The organism is Neobacillus muris, from assembly GCF_943193175.1.
Classification (GTDB): domain Bacteria; phylum Bacillota; class Bacilli; order Bacillales; family Cytobacillaceae; genus Neobacillus; species Neobacillus muris.
Genome location: NZ_CALPDF010000012.1, coordinates 65,693 through 86,636, shown reverse-complemented (window position 1 = coordinate 86,636; position 20,944 = coordinate 65,693). Strand labels below are relative to the sequence as shown.

At 39.5% G+C, this 20,944-nt stretch carries 22 protein-coding genes and 1 pseudogene; 2 read left to right on the top strand and 21 right to left on the bottom strand.

What is annotated here, in order from left to right; translation table 11 throughout:
* Positions 1–268: 268 nt before the first annotated feature.
* The 14 genes from NFS43_RS10800 to NFS43_RS10740 form a co-directional block, all read right to left on the bottom strand.
* Complete coding sequence (locus NFS43_RS10800) at positions 269–1,174, bottom strand: hydroxymethylglutaryl-CoA lyase (RefSeq protein ID WP_251551673.1); 906 nt, start codon at positions 1,172–1,174, stop codon at positions 269–271.
* The gene (locus NFS43_RS10795; RefSeq protein WP_251551672.1) at positions 1,171–1,674 is read right to left on the bottom strand and encodes a LeuD/DmdB family oxidoreductase small subunit; all 504 of its coding nucleotides are present in this window, start codon (positions 1,672–1,674) and stop codon (positions 1,171–1,173) included. Before NFS43_RS10795 ends, NFS43_RS10800 begins: the two co-directional genes overlap by 4 nt.
* Complete coding sequence (locus NFS43_RS10790; RefSeq protein WP_251551671.1) at positions 1,674–2,936, bottom strand: 3-isopropylmalate dehydratase large subunit; 1,263 nt, start codon at positions 2,934–2,936, stop codon at positions 1,674–1,676. Before NFS43_RS10790 ends, NFS43_RS10795 begins: the two co-directional genes overlap by 1 nt.
* Before the next feature lie 178 nt (positions 2,937–3,114).
* Positions 3,115–4,320, bottom strand: coding sequence for a CaiB/BaiF CoA transferase family protein (locus NFS43_RS10785; protein ID WP_251551670.1), 1,206 nt, complete (start codon positions 4,318–4,320; stop codon positions 3,115–3,117).
* 1 nt (position 4,321) lies between these two features.
* On the bottom strand, positions 4,322–4,678 hold the full coding sequence (locus NFS43_RS10780) for a hypothetical protein (protein WP_251551669.1): 357 nt from the start codon (positions 4,676–4,678) through the stop codon (positions 4,322–4,324).
* A gap of 13 nt (positions 4,679–4,691) precedes the next feature.
* A complete protein-coding gene (locus tag NFS43_RS24385) occupies positions 4,692–4,817 on the bottom strand; it encodes a hypothetical protein (RefSeq protein WP_277613931.1) in 126 nt (41 codons plus the stop codon).
* Between the two features lie 45 nt (positions 4,818–4,862).
* The gene (locus NFS43_RS10775; protein WP_251551668.1) at positions 4,863–5,366 is read right to left on the bottom strand and encodes a flavin reductase family protein; all 504 of its coding nucleotides are present in this window, start codon (positions 5,364–5,366) and stop codon (positions 4,863–4,865) included.
* 13 nt (positions 5,367–5,379) lie between these two features.
* Positions 5,380–5,940: an NADPH-dependent FMN reductase gene (locus tag NFS43_RS10770; protein ID WP_251551667.1), complete on the bottom strand. Its 561-nt coding sequence runs from the start codon at positions 5,938–5,940 to the stop codon at positions 5,380–5,382.
* 32 nt (positions 5,941–5,972) lie between these two features.
* On the bottom strand, positions 5,973–6,386 hold the full coding sequence (locus NFS43_RS10765; RefSeq protein ID WP_251551666.1) for a thioredoxin domain-containing protein: 414 nt from the start codon (positions 6,384–6,386) through the stop codon (positions 5,973–5,975).
* Between the two features lie 47 nt (positions 6,387–6,433).
* A complete protein-coding gene (locus tag NFS43_RS10760; protein WP_251551665.1) occupies positions 6,434–7,624 on the bottom strand; it encodes an LLM class flavin-dependent oxidoreductase in 1,191 nt (396 codons plus the stop codon).
* A 73-nt stretch (positions 7,625–7,697) separates the two neighbouring features.
* On the bottom strand, positions 7,698–8,111 hold the full coding sequence (locus tag NFS43_RS10755) for an ArsC/Spx/MgsR family protein (RefSeq protein WP_251551664.1): 414 nt from the start codon (positions 8,109–8,111) through the stop codon (positions 7,698–7,700).
* Positions 8,112–8,163: 52 nt separating this feature from the next.
* On the bottom strand, positions 8,164–9,381 hold the full coding sequence (locus tag NFS43_RS10750; RefSeq protein WP_251551663.1) for an LLM class flavin-dependent oxidoreductase: 1,218 nt from the start codon (positions 9,379–9,381) through the stop codon (positions 8,164–8,166).
* A gap of 20 nt (positions 9,382–9,401) precedes the next feature.
* Positions 9,402–10,925 (bottom strand): aldehyde dehydrogenase, encoded by a 1,524-nt coding sequence (locus NFS43_RS10745; RefSeq protein WP_338150599.1) that lies wholly within the window; start codon positions 10,923–10,925, stop codon positions 9,402–9,404.
* The gene (locus NFS43_RS10740; RefSeq protein ID WP_251551662.1) at positions 10,922–11,674 is read right to left on the bottom strand and encodes a GntR family transcriptional regulator; all 753 of its coding nucleotides are present in this window, start codon (positions 11,672–11,674) and stop codon (positions 10,922–10,924) included. The genes NFS43_RS10745 and NFS43_RS10740 overlap by 4 nt, the downstream gene beginning before the upstream one ends.
* A 277-nt stretch (positions 11,675–11,951) precedes the next feature.
* On the opposite strand from NFS43_RS10740, the gene NFS43_RS10735 reads away from it, so the two are divergent.
* Positions 11,952–13,403: a sigma-54 interaction domain-containing protein gene (locus NFS43_RS10735; RefSeq protein ID WP_277613930.1), complete on the top strand. Its 1,452-nt coding sequence runs from the start codon at positions 11,952–11,954 to the stop codon at positions 13,401–13,403.
* 718 nt (positions 13,404–14,121) lie between these two features.
* On the opposite strand, the gene NFS43_RS10730 is transcribed toward NFS43_RS10735, so the two are convergent.
* The 5 genes from NFS43_RS10730 to NFS43_RS10710 all read right to left on the bottom strand — a co-directional run bounded on the left by NFS43_RS10730 (position 14,122) and on the right by NFS43_RS10710 (position 18,898).
* On the bottom strand, positions 14,122–14,421 hold the full coding sequence (locus NFS43_RS10730; protein WP_251551661.1) for a hypothetical protein: 300 nt from the start codon (positions 14,419–14,421) through the stop codon (positions 14,122–14,124).
* A gap of 159 nt (positions 14,422–14,580) precedes the next feature.
* The gene (locus tag NFS43_RS10725) at positions 14,581–15,243 is read right to left on the bottom strand and encodes a CPBP family intramembrane glutamic endopeptidase (protein ID WP_251551660.1); all 663 of its coding nucleotides are present in this window, start codon (positions 15,241–15,243) and stop codon (positions 14,581–14,583) included.
* The gene (locus tag NFS43_RS10720) at positions 15,221–16,003 is read right to left on the bottom strand and encodes a CPBP family intramembrane glutamic endopeptidase (protein ID WP_251551659.1); all 783 of its coding nucleotides are present in this window, start codon (positions 16,001–16,003) and stop codon (positions 15,221–15,223) included. Before NFS43_RS10720 ends, NFS43_RS10725 begins: the two co-directional genes overlap by 23 nt.
* 393 nt (positions 16,004–16,396) lie before the next feature.
* On the bottom strand, positions 16,397–18,007 hold the full coding sequence (locus NFS43_RS10715; RefSeq protein WP_251551658.1) for an ABC transporter permease: 1,611 nt from the start codon (positions 18,005–18,007) through the stop codon (positions 16,397–16,399).
* Positions 18,008–18,016: 9 nt separating this feature from the next.
* Complete coding sequence (locus NFS43_RS10710) at positions 18,017–18,898, bottom strand: ABC transporter ATP-binding protein (protein ID WP_251551657.1); 882 nt, start codon at positions 18,896–18,898, stop codon at positions 18,017–18,019.
* Positions 18,899–19,081: 183 nt separating this feature from the next.
* Here NFS43_RS10710 and NFS43_RS10705 point away from each other — a divergent pair, with 183 nt between their 5' ends.
* A complete protein-coding gene (locus tag NFS43_RS10705) occupies positions 19,082–19,663 on the top strand; it encodes a TetR/AcrR family transcriptional regulator (RefSeq protein WP_251551656.1) in 582 nt (193 codons plus the stop codon).
* A gap of 277 nt (positions 19,664–19,940) precedes the next feature.
* Here the strand turns inward: NFS43_RS10705 and NFS43_RS10700 are convergent.
* A pseudogene (locus NFS43_RS10700) lies at positions 19,941–20,096 on the bottom strand (SAM-dependent methyltransferase); the annotation flags it as partial.
* 27 nt (positions 20,097–20,123) lie between these two features.
* Positions 20,124–20,822 (bottom strand): glycoside hydrolase family 25 protein, encoded by a 699-nt coding sequence (locus NFS43_RS10695; protein ID WP_251551692.1) that lies wholly within the window; start codon positions 20,820–20,822, stop codon positions 20,124–20,126.
* Positions 20,823–20,944 lie beyond the last annotated feature (122 nt).

The window sequence follows — 20,944 nt, the reverse complement described above, 5'->3', positions numbered from 1 at the left end:
AAAATCTCCCAAGACGGAAGATTATTTTTTATCAAACTGGCCAAATTCTGTTTATTCTAAAAAATCAAAGGGGAATTCTACAAATTTATGAGTTATTCTTCAAAATCTAAGGGGAATACTACAAAATTTCAAGTTATTCTACAAAAATTGGAAAATACCACCAAATACACACTGCGAGGAGGACAAACAGCGCATGAAGCTATTCGCCCGCCATGGCATCGTTCAATTCCGTACTTATAATCCCCATCAAAAACAAGATTTATATGCATTAAACACAGGAATGTTCAAGGACACTATAATAGTGGCTCATCAAACCGCGATTTGACATTTGTTTAACTAAATCTAAACTTAATCGAAGCGCTTCTAGATCAATGCCTGTTTCTATTCCTAATTCATTCATCATGAATACTACATCCTCAGTGGCCACATTACCTGCCGCTCCTGGGGCAAATGGGCATCCCCCTAAACCTCCAATCGAAGCATCAAACTGCCTTACCCCTGCTTGGAGTGCGGCTAACACATTTGCCTGGCCCATCCCATATGTATCGTGAAAATGGGCGGTAATCATCGCCTCAGGTTGAAGTTCCATAATACTGGAAAATAACGAGTAAACTTGGTTAGGATTTGCACGGCCAATGGTGTCACATAAAACAATTTCATCTGCCCCTAAACGATTGATTGTTTTGGCCATTTCAACAACCAGGCTCTCATCCACCGCTCCTTCAAACGGGCACCAAAAGGCGGTCGCAATATTGTATCGGACAAAAATCTTCTGTTCTTTTGCTTTTACTACCACATTCTCAAACTTCTTGATCGACTCTGCTCTCGTCATTTTGACATTTTTTAGATTAAAACTGTTACTAGCACCGACAACAAGGGAAACTGCCTGCACCCCCTGTTCAATGGCCCTGTCAAACCCTTTTTCGTTGGGGATAAGGGCCATATACTGAATCTTTGGATCCTTCACAATACCCTGGAAGACTTCACTTGCGTCTTTCATTTGAGGAACATATACGGGATGAACAAAAGATGTCGCTTCCATTCTCTTAATCCCAGTCTTATTTAACGCATTTATCAGGCTCATTTTTTTATCCGTTGGAATAAACACCATTTCGTTCTGCAGTCCATCCCGTGGTCCGACCTCGATTATTTCTACCTGTTTTGGTAACTTCATAGATTATCTCCTGCTAATCTTTTTGCCAAGTACGGTTCTAGGCCGCCAAGCTCCACCATTTCGATTAAATGTTCCGGTAACTTTGTTCCTTTGTATTCAGAAGTTTGAGTATGGTTGATGATTCTGCCTGCTAATAAATCAATTTCAAGCTCTTCGCCTTCTTTTATAACAGATGTATCTTCCATTTCTACCACAGGCAGACCGACATTTATCGAATTACGATAAAAAATTCGGGCAAATGAGCAGGCAACAATGGCACCTACTTGAAGATGTTTTAACACCATTTGAGCTGTCTCCCGACTTGAGCCTGAGCCAAAGTTATTTCCTGCAACGAGGATATCACCTGGTTTTACCTTTTTAGAAAATTTCGGATCAATGGCGCTCATTGCATGTTCGGCCTGTTTTTCTATGGGCAGACTCATAAATTGGCCAGGTGAAATAATATCCGTATTAATGTTGTCACCGTATTTCCAAACACGTCCCCTTATGATAACGGTCATTAATAAACCTCCTTCATTAAATAATTTCGAGGATCTGCAATCCTTCCTTCAATGGCAGTTGCAGCCACTGTTGCTGGAGAACCCAGATACACTTCACCATTTGGGCTTCCCATCCTACCTCTAAAATTTCGATTTGAAGAGGACATGACCACTTCTCCTGCACCAATTACACCGCTTGTAAAACCGCCACACGCACCACAAGATGGCATGTTCACAATGCAGCCAGCTTCAGTCAGAACATCCAATATCCCTTCTTTATTAGCCTCCATCCATATATGTTGGGAGGCTGGAACCACTAGGCAGCGGATATTTTTCGATACCTTTTTTCCCTTTAAAATTTCAGCTGCAGTGCGAAGATCACTTATTCGGCCATTCGTACAGGATCCTAAATAAACCTGATCGACGGATATACCTTCGACAGCACTGATACCATGGACATTATCTACTTCGTGAGGGCAAGCAACCTGAGGCTCTAATTCGGAAGCATTATATTGCAAAACTCGTGAATAGGAAGCATCGGGATCACTGTGAATTAGTTCGATTTCTTCCGTTATCCCTCTGGAACGCAAATAGTCTATAACCTTTTCATCTGTTTTAATTAGCCCGGTTTTGGCACCTGCCTCCACTGCCATATTTGATAAAACAAAGCGGTCATCAATGGAAAGACCTTCAATAGCGGTACCCGAAAACTCCAACGTCTGATAAGTGGCACCTGCGTGTCCCAGATCCTTGATGGTCTTAAGAACGATATCCTTCGAATACACTCCTTCCGGCAATTTACCCTCCCAAATTACCTTAATGGTTTCCGGAACTTTTAACCATGTTTCACCGGTCAATAACACACCCACCATCTCTGTTGACCCAATCCCTGTAGCGAAGGCCCCTAAACCGCCCGCCATACATGTGTGTGAATCCGTTCCAAGTATTAATCGGCCTGGCCGAACATGGCCATGTTCAGCGATGACCTGATGGCAAGGTCCTTCGAATTCATAATAATAAGAAAGCTCCTGAAGCCTTGCCCAGTCCCGTGTACATTTTAAAATATCCGCCTGATGGACAGTTGCTGGCGGCGTGCAATGGTCAGAAACTACGACAACCTTTTCTTTATCAAATAGCTTCCCTCCTAATCGTTTGAAGGCTCCATCCACTAACCAAGGCCCCAAAAGATCATGCATCATGGCAATATCTACCTTTACCCAAACGATCTCTCCTGCTTTTACTTCAGACCTTCGAGAGGCCTTTGCCAGGATCTTTTCAGACATCGTCATCCCCATATTCCATCAATCCTCTCACTAAAAACTCCTTTATTTCACAAACTATCTCTCTTATTCTTGCTTTCTGAAGTTTGTATGGTGTCTACAGATAATACCCAAAAAAATAGTATTTTTTATCTTAATGGGGTTCAGCTTCGTCGCCCCATATAACTTTTCGCGCAAGATTTTATCTTCCAATAATTCCTTTTTCAATCAGAGAATTGATTTCTTCCTGACCCAATTTCAAGGTGTTCACGAGGACCTCCTCATTGTGCTGGCCCAGCTTTGGTCCAGCCCAGTCGATGCTTCCTGGTGTTTCACTTAACTTTGGAACAATGCCTGGAACCTTTAGTTTCCCTATCCCATCGACCAATACTTCTTCAATCATTTCCCGCGCGTTATAGTGTGGATCCGCAACAATATCCTCTATGGAATAGATTGAGCCTGCTGGAACCTTTGCTTCATCTAGTATTTTCAACGCTTCTGCCAGATTAAGCGCTTGTGTCCATTGTTCGATGGTGGAATCCAATAATGATGCAAACTCAGAACGAGTTGCATTATTCTGAAATCTAGGATCAGATGCGAACTCGGGGCGGCCGATAGCTTCCATCAGCCGTCTAAATATCCCATCACCATTCGCGCCGATAACGATGTATTTTCCATCCTTGCATTCATACGTATTAGACGGTGTGATGCCAGGCAATATGCTCCCCGTCCGTTCTCTGATAACCCCTGCGCGGTCATATTCAGGAAGCATGCTCTCCATAAAACTAAAAACAGATTCATATAGAGCAACGTCAACCATTTGTCCTTGTCCAGTGCCTTGCAAATCCCGATGATAGACTGCCATTAAAGCCCCGATAACTGCGTAGAGAGCGGAAATAGAATCCCCAATACTGATTCCCACCCTTGTTGGCGGCCGGTCAGGATAACCTGTCAGATGACGAAGTCCCCCCATTGCTTCTCCAATTGAACCAAATCCGGCTTTATCCCTGTAAGGTCCATCTTGACCATATCCACTAATACGGACCATAATGAGTCCAGGATTAATTTCTTTCAACTGCTCATAGCCAATTCCCCATTTTTCCAGTGTTCCCGGACGAAAGTTTTCGATCACAATGTCGACTTCTAAAGCTAATTTTTTTATGATGTCCTGCCCCTCTTCCTGTTTCAGATCAAGGGTAATCGACTTTTTATTTCTTGCTTGAACATACCACCATAAACTGGTTCCATTTTCTACTACTCTCCATTTGCGAATGGGGTCGCCATTAGCTGGATTTTCCACTTTGATTACCTCTGCACCAAATTCTGCAAAAAGCCTTCCTGCTGAGGGGCCCGCAATTAATTGCCCCAATTCTAATACTTTTAACCCGGTTAATGGTTTTTTCTTCATATTATCCCTCCGCACTTACCTTATAAATTACATCATTATTTTTAAGGTTCAGCCATCCTGCTTTCTGTGCTAACATGGGAACATCATATGAAAAATTACCTTTCGAATATTCTATTAAATTTTTAGATAGGTTACCCGGTCCAAATTTGATCTTCCCGTTAGCTGATAAACCATTTTGCAAACACCAGTTAAGAAAATGAAAGATTCTCAGTCTTCTTTCTAGGATGCTTGTGTTCCCATTATCAAAAAACCACTTGTCGATAGTATTATAGACTCCGCGATTGATGCCAAATTGTTTAATACAGAATTGATGAAAGAGTAAATCAGGTAAATGGATCAATTCAGAAAAATGATTCATATTGTTCCTCCCTTCACGTAGTAACGACAAAGTGTTTGGCAGATTTGGGAATATCTTCACAGTTAAGGAGCATTTCAGTCGTCAATCGGCTGTCGACAAACGATAAAAGTATCGTTCCTTTATTTCTATTGCTTTTCAAGAATAGGGAGCGGATAGTTAAAACTTTAACTATCCGCAACACACGTTATTTAGATAATACTGGCCAGCCGGCAGGTATCAATCCCACATTGCGGCGGAAATATAACATTGGTTCTTTATCTTGTTTATTGATATCCAAAATTTGGCCGATGAAAATTATATGGTCACCCGCATCAATTGTCTGAACGGTTTTGCATTCCATAATTCCCAAAGCCCCTGAAATCACCGGTAAATTGTTGTCGGAGTATGACCAGTCAGCTTTTGAGAACCGGTCTAGACTTTTCCCCGCAAACGTCCAACATAATTCACTTTGATCAGCTGCCAAAATATGAACAGCAAAGCCGATAGAATTCTTAAAGGCACTAATATGTGAAGACTTGCGATCTAAGCACCAAAGTACCATCAGAGGATCCAAGGACACAGAGGCAAATGAATTGACGGTAAGACCAACAGGGCTTCCTTCTTCATTTACTGTGGTAATAATGGTCACGCCAGTCGGATAACTTCCCATAATCTGCTTAAAAACTTCCACTGTTTCTTGATTGCTCAACGGTTTATCCCCCTTAGTATAATGATGGTCCAAGCACCTTTCCGCTGGTCATTTTTGTCAGCTGGACCAAATCACGGCCAAACTGTTCAGCCTGATTTCTTACCTTGTCTTCTACTATTCTTCCTTCTTCCACTGTGAAGTTTGAATGGTAAAGTACACCTGGTATCGTGTGTACTCTAAAGAAAGCCATCGCTGTTCTGAATCCAAGATCAACACCAAGATAGTGATGATCGCTTCCTCCTGTAGCTGCCAGACCTGCTGTCTTTCCTTTAATATAGTCATCAGGGATGAGATCAATTAAATTTTTCAGTGCCCCAGTAATGGTCCCTCTGTACATAGGGGATCCAAAGAGAAAAGCATCAGCATTTTTTATTTTTCCCAAGACTTGCTGGGTATCACGATTATATTCTTCTACCATTCTCCCATCACAAAACTCCAATACTTGTTGGGATAAATCGACCACATCAATCGCTGCTGCTTGATCCTCAAGCAGGGAACCATTTAAAGCGCTTTCAATTAATGCACGTGTCCGTCTGCTGGACGCTGAACTCCCACAAATCCCAAGTATTTGCACCAATCTTCCTCCTTCCTGTGTTTCTGAAGCATTTAGGCTATCGTTACATCCTTTACCTTTACGAACCGGAAAGTCGAGACCATCGTATCTAAGTCGTAACCAACAATAACAGTTTTGTAGTTTGTAATAATTGGAGAAATGGCAAGTGAAGGTACTTCTGCAAGCAAATCCCTCATTTCTTCCTCAGATAATTGACCACTTTGGATTTTTTCAATATATTTCCTTTCGAAATCTCTCTGTGGATTGATCATGGAAAACGAAAAAACATCTGGGTAAATCATCTCACGAACTCCTCCAGGGATTAGGTCTGCTAATCTGGCAATTTCCCCTCTTGTTAAACGAAACACACTATTGCTTTCAAACGGTATACCATTATTTTTCAGCCATGCTTTGGCAATGTCAGATGCTGGATTACCTGACTTTGCATACATTACCCATCGATCCATTTTCCTGCCTCCATTCCATTTATTGGACTTAATTTTGCAAAACTACATTAAACCTGCACAGGAGAATAAAGTTCTGTATTAGTATTTTCCTGTTCTTCCGGAGATTCTTCTTGTTTAATTGGTTTACGCACACCTGCCTGTTCTAATAACGGTAAAACATTTTCATTAAAGTATGGCATTTCCTCCACATAATCGAGGAATGAAACTAATGTTCCCGATATGCCTGTTTTTGAAATCTTAATCATCTCATCTGCTACTTGTTCAGGAGTTCCGACAAATGCCCAGCCTCCCCAGCCGCCAATGAAATTCTCTCTTGCCTTTGTTAAGAAATCGATAGAGTTTGAGGATGATTCAATGCCAAACATATCACAAATGATATTGGCCACCTCCCAATCCCCCTGTTCCCGAACATAATAATCATAGAATTCTTTTGCTTCTTTTTCTGTTGGACGGCAGACAACAAAGCCCGTTGTAAACGTATTTATTTCTCTTCTAAACTCATCCCAAGCAAGTTTTTTCATATAATTGGTCCATTCCTTGCCGTGTTCCATTGATTCTATATATCCAAAGTTAAAATCCGTAAATCTTGCAGAAAATTCACGCCCTTTTTTGGATGTTCCTGCGCTAATTAATACCGGCCTTGGACTTTGGGTTGGTTTCGGTTCCTGCCATCCGTCCTTAATTTCAAAAAAGTCGCCCTTATAATCAAAGAATTGCTCGGACCACATTTTCAAGACGACTTCCATCCATTCCGTTGCATACTCGTATCCTTTGTCATGTTCCATTTTCTTTCCGGCAAACATATCCATTTCTTTTGGAAACCAGCCTGTAACAGTGTTCAGCCCAATTCTCCCTTTTGAAATTTCATCGATCGTGGACAGCATCTTAGAGGCAACGATCGGATGCATAGTGGGTACATGGGAAGTACAGAAAAGATAGATTTTTTTCGTGACAGCTGCCATAGCGGCAGCCCAGGTATAGGTTTCCATACAGTTGCCATTGAAGTTACTAGAACCGCCAAATCCGCGCCATCGTGCCACCGGTACAATACACTCGTATCCGGCATCTTCCATCATTTTGGCAATCTTAACATTCGTCTCAAAATCTGGTTTAAAGGTTGTATTGGCTAAAGTCATAGAACATGAATTACTTACGTTAGGGCCAAATATTCCTAACTTTAACTTATTATCATTAAACATTGGATTTCCTGCTTCTCTGAACACATCAAAACGGCTCATTTTATCGCCCCCAGCTTTTTATTTTTAATTTGCTATATGGTTTGGTCTACTGAAGCAAATACAAGATCTTATCTTATGCCATCGTTATATCTTTCACCTTGACATAACGGAACGTTGAGACCATTTTTTCGAGATTATAGCCGACCAATACGGTTTTATAATCTGTAATGATTGGGGAAATCACGAGTGCCGGGTAAGTACCGAGAATACCTATTATTTCATCCTCTGTTAATTCACCCTTATGAATCTGATGAATATATTCTTTTTCAGTTTTTTTTTGTGGGTTAATTAAACTAAAAGAAAATGTATTTGGATATACAAGATCTTTCGCGCCACCAGGCAAGAGATTAGCCAGCCTTGCAATTTCTTCTCTTGTTAATTGAAAAATACTATAGTTTTCAGAAGGGATTCCGTTATTTTTTAACCATGCTTTGGCAATATCTGAAGCAGGATTTCCTGACTTGCCATATAACACCCATTTATCCATCCATTTCTCCCCTTGTTTCATTGATTATTTGTAGGCATGACTTACCGGCTGGTTACTGCACGGGTTCTAATGAAACCTCAGCCTCTATTGAAGTGGATTTTAGAGGTTGTGCCCCCATTTTGTCCGCTGTTGGCTTTTCTGTTGAGTTAATAGGTTTGCGCACACCTGCCTGCTCAAGCAAAGGCAGTACAGTTTCATTAAAGTATGGCATCTCTTCTAGATAGTCCACAAATGACAGGAGTGTTCCCGATACGCCAGATTTAGCTATATTGATTAATTTATCGGCTACCTGCTCTGGTGTTCCGACTAACGCATAGCCGCCCCAGCCTGCAATAAAATTTTCTCTAAATTTCTTATTGAAATCAGCAGACTGGGAGGCTGTATCGATATTAAAGAGACGGCAAATAATATCGGTTACTTCATCATCACCTTTTTCCCTTACATAATAATTGTAGTATTCCCACGCTTCTTTTTCTGTAGGTCGACAGACGACAAAACTGGTGGTGAAGGTATTAATTTCTCTCTTGTACTCTTCCCAGGCCAGCTTTTTCATTCGGTTTGTCCATTCCCTTGCCTGTTCCATTGACTCGATAAACGAGAAATGGAAATCGACATACTTGGCTGCGAACTCCATTCCTGCTTTTGAGGATCCTGCATTTATTAGCACAGGCCTAGGACTTTGGCTTGGTTTTGGCTCCTGCCAGCCATCTTTTATTTCAAAGAACTCTCCTTTATGGTCAAAAAATTGTTCTGACCACATTTTCAGGACTACGTCCAACCATTCGGCTGCAAATTCATATCCTTTATCATGCTCCAGTTTCTTGCCAGAAAACATTCCCATTTCATTTGGAAACCAGCCATTAACCGTATTTAAGCCAATTCTGCCCTTTGAGATACCATCAATGGTAGATATCATTTTGGAGGCAACAATCGGATGGATGGTCGGTAAATGGGATGTACAAAAGAGATAAATTTTTTCCGTAACGGCGGCCATAGCAGCTGCCCAAGTATACGTTTCCATGCATTCCCCATTAAAATTACTTGGCCCGCCAAATCCGCGCCACCTGGCTACAGGTACGATACACTCGTAGCCTGCAGCCTCCATCATTTTGGCAATTTTAACATTGGTTTCGAAATTGGGCTTGAACGATGTTTCTGCCAGGGTCATAGAACAAGAGTTGTTCACGTTGGGACCAAATATCCCCAGCTTCAGCTGGTTATTATTAAACATTGGATTCCCTGCTTCTCTGAAAATTTCAAATCGGCTCATATTGTTCCTCCCTTTTTCAGTTACAAAATTTTAAATGGATCGGTAATGATGTTGCCTGTGTCTACCCAAACACTCTTAACTTGTGTATATTCGTGCATGACATTGAAACCATTTTCTCTTCCGATGCCGCTGGATTTGTAGCCGCCAAATGGTGAAGAATAGGAAACTTTACGGTAATTATTGATCCATACTGTTCCAGCGTTAATCTTTGATGCCATTCTGTGGGCACGCTGAACATCTTTTGTCCAAACAGCAGCTGCTAAACCAAATTCCGTATCGTTTGCAATGGAAATGGCTTCTGCTTCATCCTTAAAGCGGATTAAGACGACAACCGGGCCAAAAACCTCTTCTTGGGCAATCCTCATATCATTTGTCACATCTCCAAAGATGGTTGGTTCTACAAAGAATCCATCCTTCAATTCAGGTGTTGTTGGGTGTTTTCCTCCGTAAAGAAGAGTAGCTCCTTCATCCTCGGCAATTTTTATATAGCGTAGGACTTTTTCGAATTGTCCCTTGAAAGCAACGGTTCCCATTTCAGATTCCATATCAAGCGGATTTCCAAGTTTGATTTGGCTTGTTCTTTCAACAAGCTTTGCAACAAACTCATCATAGATATTTTCATGGACAAGTACCCGCGAACCTGCCATGCATGTTTGGCCAGAAGCGGCGAATACCCCTGCTAAAACGCCATTTACTGCATTTGCAAGATCGGCATCCTCGTAAATGATATTCGGAGATTTACCACCTAACTCTAAGGTCACACGTGCGAAGTGGTCTGCAGAGTTTTTCATGATTAATTTTCCAGTTGCTGTCGAACCGGTAAACGCGATTTTACGGACATCAGGATGCTTTGACAGGGCGTCACCTGCTGTCTGGCCAAAACCTGTGACAAAATTTACGACCCCTGCTGGGAAGCCCGCCTCTTTAATTAGTTTTGCTAACTCTAATAGGGAGGCTGGTGTTACTTCAGACGGTTTCACGACAACTGTATTTCCAGCAGCTAATGCCGGGCATAATTTCCAAAGAGTTAATAGCAATGGCGAGTTCCATGGAACAATCGCCCCTATGACACCAAGCGGTTCACGAACCGTGTAGTTAATCATATTGGGAACATCAACAGGAATGCTTTCCCCATGAATTTTGTCCGCCATACCAGCAAAGTAGTAGCACCAGCCTGGAAGGGATTTTGTCTGCCCAAGCATTTCTCGAATCAATTTTCCATTGTCAACTACTTCACTGATGGCCAGAAGCTCCGCATTTTCAGCAATCAGGTCACCTAGTTTACGAAGCAATGCTCCACGCTGTGCACCAGTATATGTAGACCATTCGCCTGTTTCAAATGCCTCTTTAGCCGCCTTGACTGCAAGAGCAATATCTTCTTTTTCACCTGCTGGCGCTGTCGCCCAAACCTTTCCTGTAAATGGGTTGACAGATTCGAGCCTCTTTCCGGATACGCTCTCAACCCATTCGTTATTAATAAACATTTTGTATTCTTTTACTCCAGTAAAAGGCAATTGATAAACCGTATTTGTTGTTGTAGTCAAGTTAATAACCTCCTCGATTTGTTTGCGGATTCCATCTTATTTTGGTAAATGTATGACTCCTCGAAATGTTTCAAATCATTCTGGATATGCTGTTCCATTTTTCTTGCCGCTAATTCTGGCTCATGGATGCTCATAGCTCGGAACACGCCATAATGTTCTTCTAAAAAGCTATCACTGCGGTTATATTGTTTGATGATGGTGTTTCTGCAAATGCGAATTAATGAACGGGTATTGTCCATCATCTTTTTGAGCTGATTGTTTCTTGAATATGTGATGATGATTTCATGAAATTTTGTATTTAGAGCAATGATATTCTGAGTATTTTTTTGTTCAACAGCTTGCTCTGTCCAGATTAAAATTTGGCTTAACCGCTTGAGTTCATCATCGGTTATATGTTTGGCCGCCCAATAGGCTGCAACCGTTTCTAAGCCAATCCTGACCTGGTACAATTCCTTTGCATCCTGCAAGGAAGGAATAAAAACCGAAATATTGCCTTCATCATTAACAAGAAGCCCATCACGTTCCAATTTTCGAAATGCTTCTCTTACTGGACTTCTGCTCACACCCAGATCAGACGCTATTTTTGTATCGATTAATCGTTCTCCGGGCATGATTTTCCCTTCCAATATTTCTTCCTCTAACCGTTTATAAATTTGTTGGTAAAGTGGGTCAACCCGTTTAACCGGATTCATTTCCGACTCATCACCTCCTGCCTCAATTTGAAATATTGTAATCTGTCGACTACTCATTCTTATTAAATGCAAATATCGTGCCAACCTTAAAAAAGCTGATTGATTTTTACAGAAAATGGGGTGAAAAATGGCTGCTGTAAAAGGAAATTTTTTTTAAGTGCTTAGATCTCAGCTTGATATCCGTCGATTATATTCTGTATACAAAAAAGATTTTTTGGTGTTTTGTATATAAAAGAAACAAATATTATGTATACAACTTATACACTGTATGAATATTGACAATATTACCAATTTATAGTACTTTCTTGTTAACGAGAGATGAGGTGATGAGATTTTGTCGTTTCTTTCAAATATAGAATTAGATCCATTCAATCTTGATACCATTTTCAACTCTGTGAATTACGGAGTAGTAATAATTGATAAAGATGGAAAATTCGTGTTCATTAACCAAGCGGCAGAAAGAAAAATGAATCTCAAAATGAAAGAATGGATTGGAAGGAATATAGAAAACTTCACTCCAAATTCTGTCATATATGAGGCGCTCGTTACTGGAAGACCGAAGTGCAATATGTTAAGGAAAGTAATGGGGAAAGACTTTCTCATAGATGCCACACCGATAGAGAAACACGGAAAGGTGATTGGAGCAATTGCCACTTACCTTGACGAAGAGGAATTGATGACACTTAAACTTAGTTTAAATCACTTCCCTATCCAAACCAATAATCATGATTTACTTAATGAAAAACACATCGTTCCATCTTTTCCTCCAGCTGAAACTAGTTTTTTCACCTCAAATGATCACCTACTGGCAGATGACCTTAAAAAAGTAAAAAAGCTTTCCCAATCCGATCTTTCTATTTTAATTAGAGGAGAAAGCGGCGTTGGAAAAGAAGTAATGGCTAAAAGCGTCCATCAATGGTCAAGTCGGAAAACAAAACCCTTTATTGCGATTAATTGTGCAGCTATACCAGAAGCATTATTAGAAAGTGAGCTTTTCGGCTATAATGAAGGCGCTTTCACTGGTGCAAAGCGGAATGGCAGTAAAGGAAAATTTGAATTGGCTAATGAGGGAACGATTTTTTTGGATGAAATTGGCGATATGAATTATCACCTTCAGGCTAAGCTCTTACGGGTACTGCAGCAAAAAGAAATTGTCCGAGTTGGCGGCAGTGAGGTTATTCCAATCAATGTAAGAGTCCTAGCAGCCACTAACCGTAATATCGAATCAATGATAAAAAATGAAACTTTTCGGGAGGATTTATTTTACAGAATTAATGGGTTTACCTTAACGATTCCGCCTTTACGGGCTAGAAAAAAGGATATTGAGATTCTAATCTTTCATTTTCTCCAAGAGTTTAATCAGAAATATCATAAGAATATTCATATGAGTCAGGAGGCTTATGATTTATTGCTAGACTACTCTTTCCCTGGTAATGTTCGGGAGTTGAGAAATATTTTAGAGCATGCCTTCTTTTTAACAGATACAAATGATATAAAAATTATCGACCTGCCAAATAACATCATCAATGAGGTTCATGGATTACCTGCTGCTGTACCACCGCAAACCAATGAAGGTCCAGTTTCTTACCATTCTCCTCTTACAAATTCATTGGACTTTTCGAAAAATATCACCAAATTAGAAATTCATTTAATGAAAGAGGCTTTAAAACGCTCAAATTATAATCGTTCATATGCCATCAAAATGTTAGGCATATCTCGGCGTTCATTTTATGAACGCTTGAAAAGATATAAAGATGAGATGGAAGATTTAGAATTGCAAATTTGAATTTTTATTTAAAAAATCTTCCAACTTGGACTTGGAAGATTTTTTTGATTACCTTTGTTGCCTTTTTCATTCTGGTGATTTTGATATCAAATATATTTATTCTTTAAACACATCAAAAAAGTTCCAAATCTCTTCTAATCTATCTAATTTCTTATAAAAGTCTTCCTTTTTTTCCCTGCCGACAAGGTAATTAACGCATTGATTAAACTTAACGGTGCCACAAACGAATCAATGAAAGATGGCATTTGACTTGCGGCGGTCAGTGAAATAACCGCATACGGAATAAGGGGAGATAATACCCTTTTTACTTTTAATAAATGTTCAATTGTTTATTAAAAAGTGTTGACATCTAATTTTTCCATCTTGATTTGATATTCATCATAGCATCTTGGAAAATGTCCATAGATTCCTCCTACTTTTTCATAGATTTTTTCTGATATTTTTAGACGTTCGGTAGTGGTTAGCTACTGGTGAACAGAAGTTTGCATATATTACTCTTTTAACTTTGTAACAATTAAAATACAATATTGTTATAAAATATAAAAGTTTGCTTATTTTAATAAGCTGCTGAAATCGCTATTCTTGGAAAGGTATTTTAGCTAAAGAGGTTAAAATTAAAAGCTAGCAAACGTATGCCAAGCTTGGCAGTCAGCAGCTGCAGAATAATGCCTTTCTGCAGGTTGAAAGATTTTTTAAAAATAAAGGCAGCATACATAAGTTAGTACAATCTTGAATATTTTTCATGTTCCGCTTTCACAAGCTGTATAAAATTCTCTCTTTCCTCATCCATACTCGTAATCATCTTGATATTTCTTTCACTGGCTAGGAACTTCTTTACCATTCTGTTGTTATAAATAATATATTCGTAGCGCCAATCCTTCTCCAGTGCGTTAAACCAAGGTTCTTCTTTTAATCTTTTTATGTGTTTCTCCCACTTCTTTTCTTTACGATCTGGTATCAAAAAATCAATAAGCTCTCCTGCAAGATCTAATAATAAGTCAACAATTAATATGTTCATCCACTCCAATTTTTTCCTGCATCCTCGAGAATATCCTACCATAAATATTTATTTAAAACTGTGAAAAAATTTCCTACACTTGCCTGCAGACTAAAACCAAAAGACCACCAATTATAACATGGCGGCCTGTTCGCTATTGATAGTTACATAATTTATAAACTAGAAAAACAGATACAGGGAAAAAGTGGCTACTAAATTAGCCATTCCATGGGCAAAGGTTGTAATATAGATGTTGTTCGTTCTGACAAAAAGAATACCAAAAAGGATGCTGTCAATAAATACGGTTGTTAAATCAATCCATACAACAATTGCTGGCCCTGATGAAAAATGCATGATCGCAAATAATATGGATGTGACCAGGATCGCAGCCCAAGCAGGCAGAAATTTATTTAACTGCGCTTGAATTAACCCTCTAAAGACAATCTCTTCACCAAAAGCAAAAATAAGAAGTGTAAAAATGAGCTGGATATTGACTGCTTGAATATTAATGGGCACACGCGCTAATAGATGCTCCAGTACATCAGGCAAGAAATTTACATACATCAGCAAATAAAAACCTTGCATGATAACACCAACTAATGCAATCCATATCCAATTTTCTCTTAACTTGCGAGGGAACGAGACAAAAGATAAGCCTATTTCCTCTCCTGTTCTATTCCGAACCCTTCGTTCTACCAAGAAATAAATAATCGAGACAACGACCATGATCCCTTTCAATTTTGGGAAGAAAAGTACCTCCATAAGCATTAATGCCATAATGAGCGATAATTCTATTTTCTCCCTACTTGGCGTTTCCATATTAGTTTGTTTGATACCTTCCATTTAGGACACCCCTTCTGATATTTTGTTTTCTATTTAGCAAAATGAAAGCATAAGACATAAACAACAAGTTTAAACCAATAAAACTTATTAAAATTGGATAGCTAAAATGGGTGATATGAATGCCTATTTCTCCAGTCGATAAATATTCCATACTATCTACGAGAAAATGAAAAACGATAACAGGTAAAATACTTTGATTCCTCAATCGCATGGCGCCTAAGGCAATCCCCCCTAAAAACGCCCAGCAGGTTTGAAAAATGGCAAAGGAAAGATCAGTTCCGAAAAACACATTTGGAAGATGGATCAATCCAAAGATGAGTGCAGGAATAAAAATCGCCGGATAGATTCCCTTGTGTAAAAAGGACTTTAAAAATAGACCTCTAAAAATTAATTCTTCATTTGCAGCAACTCCAAATGCGGCAAGCAAGAGCATAACGAGCCGCCAAGTGGACGCTGGCGCTTCTACTCCGAAACTGAAGATAATAAAAATAGGAAATACCAGAGGAGGAATCCAAAACAACCATTCTTTTTTATCAGGCGGAAGACTGATTCCCGCATCCTTCTGTTGTCCAAATCCATAAACCAATAGGAATGCCATGAGCATATATAACAATTGCAAAGCCCAGCCCAGGTCTTCTTTTAAAGAAAGGTTTGGATTTGCAATCAAGATGATTTGAATGATCCCAAATCCTGCCAACCGGCTGCTCCCTAGTACAAAGATGGTAAACACAAGTGGATGCTGGCGAAAATAAGCTTTCATCTATCACTTCACTCCGTATCATGTAAGATTTTTTTTGATGAAAATGTTCACTCCAGTTTTCATTCTGACATGTTTTACTTCCTGAAAAAATAGAAATAAAAAAGCTATTTTTTTCATCTTTTATGTATGGCCTCTAAACCTCATTTCCACCTCACACGGATGGTGACTGGCACCTTCCTTAACTATTAAGCCTGACCTAATTAAAATAAAAAAAATCTTCCAAAAAGGAAGATTTTTTTAGTAAACGGAGCAATTTATGCTTATTCTACAATAACCAAGAAGAATTCTACAAATATAGGCGTTATTCTACAAAACCGAAGAGTAATTCTACAAAATTTCGATTTATTCTACAAAAATTGGTATATATTACAAGCGAATAGTTCGGACGGGAAATCATTCATTCACTAAATCCCGTTTTTTATAGCCGACAAAACCAACCACTATCAGGAGGAGGGCCAATAATTTGATGAAGATTATCGTTCCCCATTTCCACTCTTCAATTGGAACCTTCGGAATATAGCTAAATATATCAAGATTCAGCACGAATTCTGGGATATCCATCATTTGCCCAAAATAACTATTAAAGAAAGCAAAGATTAGATAGCCCCAAATGATGATCGTAAAGCGCGGCAGCCAGCCAATCAGTACAGCCAAAATACCGATAAAGAAGAAAATCGCAGGTACCCAAACCATTCCAGCCTTCGTAATTTCCCACAAACTTAACGGGGATTCCATCACACTTCGCTGAGCCAGATAGAGCCCCACTATCGCAGAAAACTGTCCGAGCAGCCCAAGGATGAAAGACAAGATCACATGATACCAGTAGAATTTTGCCCGGCTTAATTTAGTAGCATAAAGCGGATCCCAGTGCCCTTTCTTTTCCTCGTTTATGAGTTTCATAAGACTTCCCACAATGAATATCGTCGTCAACAAAGATAAAACAACGAAAAGCACGCTCATAAATTGTTCTTGTATGGTGTAATTTGCATTATGAAGGAACATTTGTTTCATCATCTCGTTATCACTAACAAACTCATCCATGTCCCCAAAAATGGATCCATACATAGCTCCCGTAATAAAGATAGAGATGATCCAGCTAATAATAAATGTCTTTTGGAGCCGTATTACTAGGCCAGGCAGGGTCAACAGACGATCTTTTGCATGATCACGGCCAGAACGTTCTGGCAAATATCCAGCCCCCATATCTCGGGCATGCTCTAAAATATAGGAAACTACTAAAAAAATGATACTGGCAGCAAACGCAATAACGATTGGAAGCCAGTCATCACCAACATAAGCATTTACAAGATAGCTCCATCCGAGCGGGTTGAACCAAGAAGCATCTGGTGTGCTCATATCCGTTGCCATTCGGAGAACGTAAAACAAGCCAAGCGTTAAGAAACTTAGTCCCCTGGCGCCTCCAGCTCCCGCAGCTAATTGAACGAATATAAGTGCAATCATCCCCCATAAAAAACCTTGCAGCCCTAGTGAAACGGAATAGACCAAATTACTCGAAAAATTCAATCCTGGTACATCCTGGACTTGAAGCAAAAGGACAGAAAGAGCAATGATAACTACATGCAGAAGGAACAATTCCAGTACGATTGCTGTTGTGTTGGCCAGTCGTCCAACTTGAAAGGATCGAATAAGCTCTGATATTCCATCGTCCTCTTCTTTCCTTGTGCGGCTTATGACATGCATAATCGATACAATGGCAAACACAAGTGCTGTAAAGAGAAGCATTTCCTGTGCGTACATCGCACCGATCGTGTACGTTTCAGCAGTAGCTGCTGTTGGTCCGATCATGGCAATCATGGCTGGATTTTTCATCGTCTCATACATGGCTTTCAATCCAGCAGGGTCTTTTCCATACATTTCGTACAGTGATGCAGCAAAGCCGCCTGCGAAAAGACTTAAAGCAGCAGCCCAAATGAGCAGCTTTAGCCAATCTCTCCGTAATGTATGAACAAAGAGCATCCCAGTCTTATTAAATAGATTATTCATCCTACTCCCCTACTTTCCAGTGTAATGACGCATAAACAAGGATTCAAGAGTCGGCGGGACACTCTCAAGCTTAATTACATGGTACGGCAGGATGGCTTCCAGGATGGCTTCAATTTGATCGCTATCTGCTTGGAAAACAGCTTCCTTCCCTTTGATTTCCAAGTCGTGCACACCGCTCACTTGTTTTAATCCAGTCGGTTCATGGCGAGTCGTAATCTTGTATTGATAGCGGGTTAAATGTCTTAATTCGTCTAGTGTGCCGGTTTCAATGACTTCTCCCTGACGAATAATCGCAACGCGGTCACATAATCGTTCGACCTCGCTTAATATGTGACTGGAGAGAAGGATCGACTTTCCTTGATTTTTTAAATTTTCTACTTCCTCTTGAAAAACGGCTTCCATCAGGGGATCAAGGCCACTAGTCGGTTCATCAAAAATATAAAGTTCGGCATCGCTGGCAAGCGCAGCGATCAGCGCCACTTTTTGGCGATTGCCCTTTGAATACGTTCGCGCTTTTTTCTTAGCGTCGAATTGAAATTTTTGAATTAATTCATCCCGTCGTGCATAGTTCTTTGTTCCCTGGAGGCGCATAAATACATCAATAATCTCGCCGCCTGTTAAATTAGGCCAAAGATTGACATCGCCAGGAACATACGATAGTTTCTTATGGATTTCAATCGAATCCTTCCAGACATCCTTCCCGAATATCTTGGCAGATCCTCCACTGGACTTTATTATGCCAAGCAAAATACGGATGGTAGTCGATTTTCCTGCTCCATTTGGTCCGATAAACCCTAATACTTCCCCTTTTTTTACATCCATCGTTACATTTTTTAAAGCAGGGGTGGATTTATAATTTTTCTGTAGACCCCTGATTTCTGCGATTATCATTCGTCTCATCTCCAATTTCACGAGAAAGTTTTTTACTAAAATTAACTTTATAGTTCATAATATACACCTATTTATCCGGTAATTCAAATAGTTTTTTAACTAAAACATTTGATTTAGTTCAAAAAATGAAATAATATAAATAGGTAGAAAGTAATTGAAAAAGGGAAAAAAAGTGGTGAGAAGATGAAGAAAAATGGCTTTGATTTAAGACGTGAGAAGAAAATGAAAAATATTGAAGCTGCTACGCTTGAATTGCTCAATCAAAAGGACATTTCCAATATTACCATGGACGAAATTGCTAAAAATGCCGGCGTTAGTAAAGTAACATTATTCAATTATTACAATACAAAAGAGAATTTAATGAATACCACGATTCAAAATTTTCTTGCCTCCGTTCAAGAAGAATATGAACGTTTAGTCGAAAGTGATTTGCCATTTGAGCAAACATATATAGAACTATCCCAATACAAAATGAAAAAAGTGCAAAGTATGACCGCGATATTTTTTCATAATGTGATGCAGCAATATACAAATGATCCCACTTTTTTTGATAAAGATGCGCAAGAAAAAAGTGACCAATTACTTTTAAGTTTGCTGCACAAAGGACGTAAAGAGGGAAAAATTAATCCCGCCTATTCGGATGAGGTTTTAGTGATGTTCATGCATATTTTCACAGAGGGTTTAAAGAGTAAAGCGATTAATAGTGATTTTTTGATGAATTATGGCGCTCAAATTTCTCAAATGTTTTTGAATGGCTTGCGTTAAAGCCATCATGCTTAATGAGTGGCTCAGCGGCTATTTTCAAGGAGTTCTTGCCACCCTCAAAATATTAAAAGGGACAGATAAACACCGTTCTTTGCACCTTGCATCAAGCTGTTTATGAACGAATAAGCAAAAGAGCCGAAATAATTATTTCATTTCGGCTCATTATTCTGGTTTCCCTATGAGGAATTCTACAAAATCATCCTGTTTTTCTGCAAAATTATGATTTATTCTACAAAATTTCGATCTATTCTACAATATTTTGAAAAATTTCCCAAACCTAACAATTTCCAATTTTCCTGCATTTTACCATGATAAAGTTGATGGAAGGCTTATTTTTCATGTGCTTATTGGGCTCGTCGATTTCTGAAACCTCTATCAGGCCATATTTTCCGAAATCTTGTTCGATGGAATCCGAATCATAAAAAAACATTTTTGCTTAAATCCTTCAAATGGGTGAATATTAACGCCCATACACTTGAAATTCCTTTTCACTCCCATTAAAGACATTAACGTCGATGAACTTCTCTTCCCCACTATAACCTTTTAATCTTTCCCGGTCGGTATACTGCCAAAATGTCCAACCTCTTTTATCCGGAAGCGATGGCTTTGTCAAAACATCCCTTATCCATATATCACATTGGTCAAAGCCATTTTTAATATACAAATCATAAGCCTTTTGTGTCGTGTAAAGAATGACACGTTTTCCGTAATGTTCTTCCAGCATGTCTACCATCGTTTGAAGCTCTTTTTCTGCTTGACTCCGTTTTGGAGGATTTTTTTCCTTATCGCCATAAAACTCCACATCAATGACTGGCGGCAATGAATCACGATTTAACGGCACTGTTTGAATGAAGTTTTGGGCTTGGGTTTTGCCTGCGCTATCATAACTAAAAAAATGGTAGGCACCTGTTCGCATTTTCGTATTTTCAGCACTTTTCCAATTCTCTTCAAAGGTTGGGTCGACATATGTGCTTCCTTCAGTGGCCTTCATAAACGCAAATTTTACGCCTTGTTTCTCGAATTGTCCCCAATCGATTTCACCCTGATATGACGAAACATCCACACCTTTTACCGAATAATCCTTTACACGGTAAGCGTTAGGAATCATGATGCCTTGATACCATAGAAACACAGTCAGGATCATTCCAATAACTAGCATGACGGCAGGATACACAAATAGGGTTCGAGTTTTCTTTTTTCCTCTATGGATGATCATCTTACACACCATTTCCTATTCTTTTGAGACATTCTTCTTGTATAAAAACGGGCTGGCTAATTTTA

Coding starts and splice junctions, on each gene's coding strand:
- NFS43_RS10780 (WP_251551669.1), bottom strand. CDS start 4,678: ATGAATCATTTTTCTGAATTGATCCATTTACCTGATTTACTCTTTCAT.
- NFS43_RS10720 (WP_251551659.1), bottom strand. CDS start 16,003: ATGAAAGCTTATTTTCGCCAGCATCCACTTGTGTTTACCATCTTTGTA.
- NFS43_RS10795 (WP_251551672.1), bottom strand. CDS start 1,674: ATGACCGTTATCATAAGGGGACGTGTTTGGAAATACGGTGACAACATT.
- NFS43_RS10705 (WP_251551656.1), top strand. CDS start 19,082: ATGAAGAAAAATGGCTTTGATTTAAGACGTGAGAAGAAAATGAAAAAT.
- NFS43_RS10755 (WP_251551664.1), bottom strand. CDS start 8,111: ATGGATAAATGGGTGTTATATGGCAAGTCAGGAAATCCTGCTTCAGAT.
- NFS43_RS10710 (WP_251551657.1), bottom strand. CDS start 18,898: ATGATAATCGCAGAAATCAGGGGTCTACAGAAAAATTATAAATCCACC.
- NFS43_RS10695 (WP_251551692.1), bottom strand. CDS start 20,822: ATGCTAGTTATTGGAATGATCCTGACTGTGTTTCTATGGTATCAAGGC.
- NFS43_RS10790 (WP_251551671.1), bottom strand. CDS start 2,936: ATGTCTGAAAAGATCCTGGCAAAGGCCTCTCGAAGGTCTGAAGTAAAA.
- NFS43_RS10740 (WP_251551662.1), bottom strand. CDS start 11,674: ATGAGTAGTCGACAGATTACAATATTTCAAATTGAGGCAGGAGGTGAT.
- NFS43_RS10800 (WP_251551673.1), bottom strand. CDS start 1,174: ATGAAGTTACCAAAACAGGTAGAAATAATCGAGGTCGGACCACGGGAT.
- NFS43_RS10765 (WP_251551666.1), bottom strand. CDS start 6,386: ATGGATCGATGGGTAATGTATGCAAAGTCAGGTAATCCAGCATCTGAC.
- NFS43_RS10715 (WP_251551658.1), bottom strand. CDS start 18,007: ATGAATAATCTATTTAATAAGACTGGGATGCTCTTTGTTCATACATTA.
- NFS43_RS10785 (WP_251551670.1), bottom strand. CDS start 4,320: ATGAAGAAAAAACCATTAACCGGGTTAAAAGTATTAGAATTGGGGCAA.
- NFS43_RS10760 (WP_251551665.1), bottom strand. CDS start 7,624: ATGAGCCGTTTTGATGTGTTCAGAGAAGCAGGAAATCCAATGTTTAAT.
- NFS43_RS10730 (WP_251551661.1), bottom strand. CDS start 14,421: ATGAACATATTAATTGTTGACTTATTATTAGATCTTGCAGGAGAGCTT.
- NFS43_RS10725 (WP_251551660.1), bottom strand. CDS start 15,243: ATGGAAGGTATCAAACAAACTAATATGGAAACGCCAAGTAGGGAGAAA.
- NFS43_RS10750 (WP_251551663.1), bottom strand. CDS start 9,381: ATGAGCCGATTTGAAATTTTCAGAGAAGCAGGGAATCCAATGTTTAAT.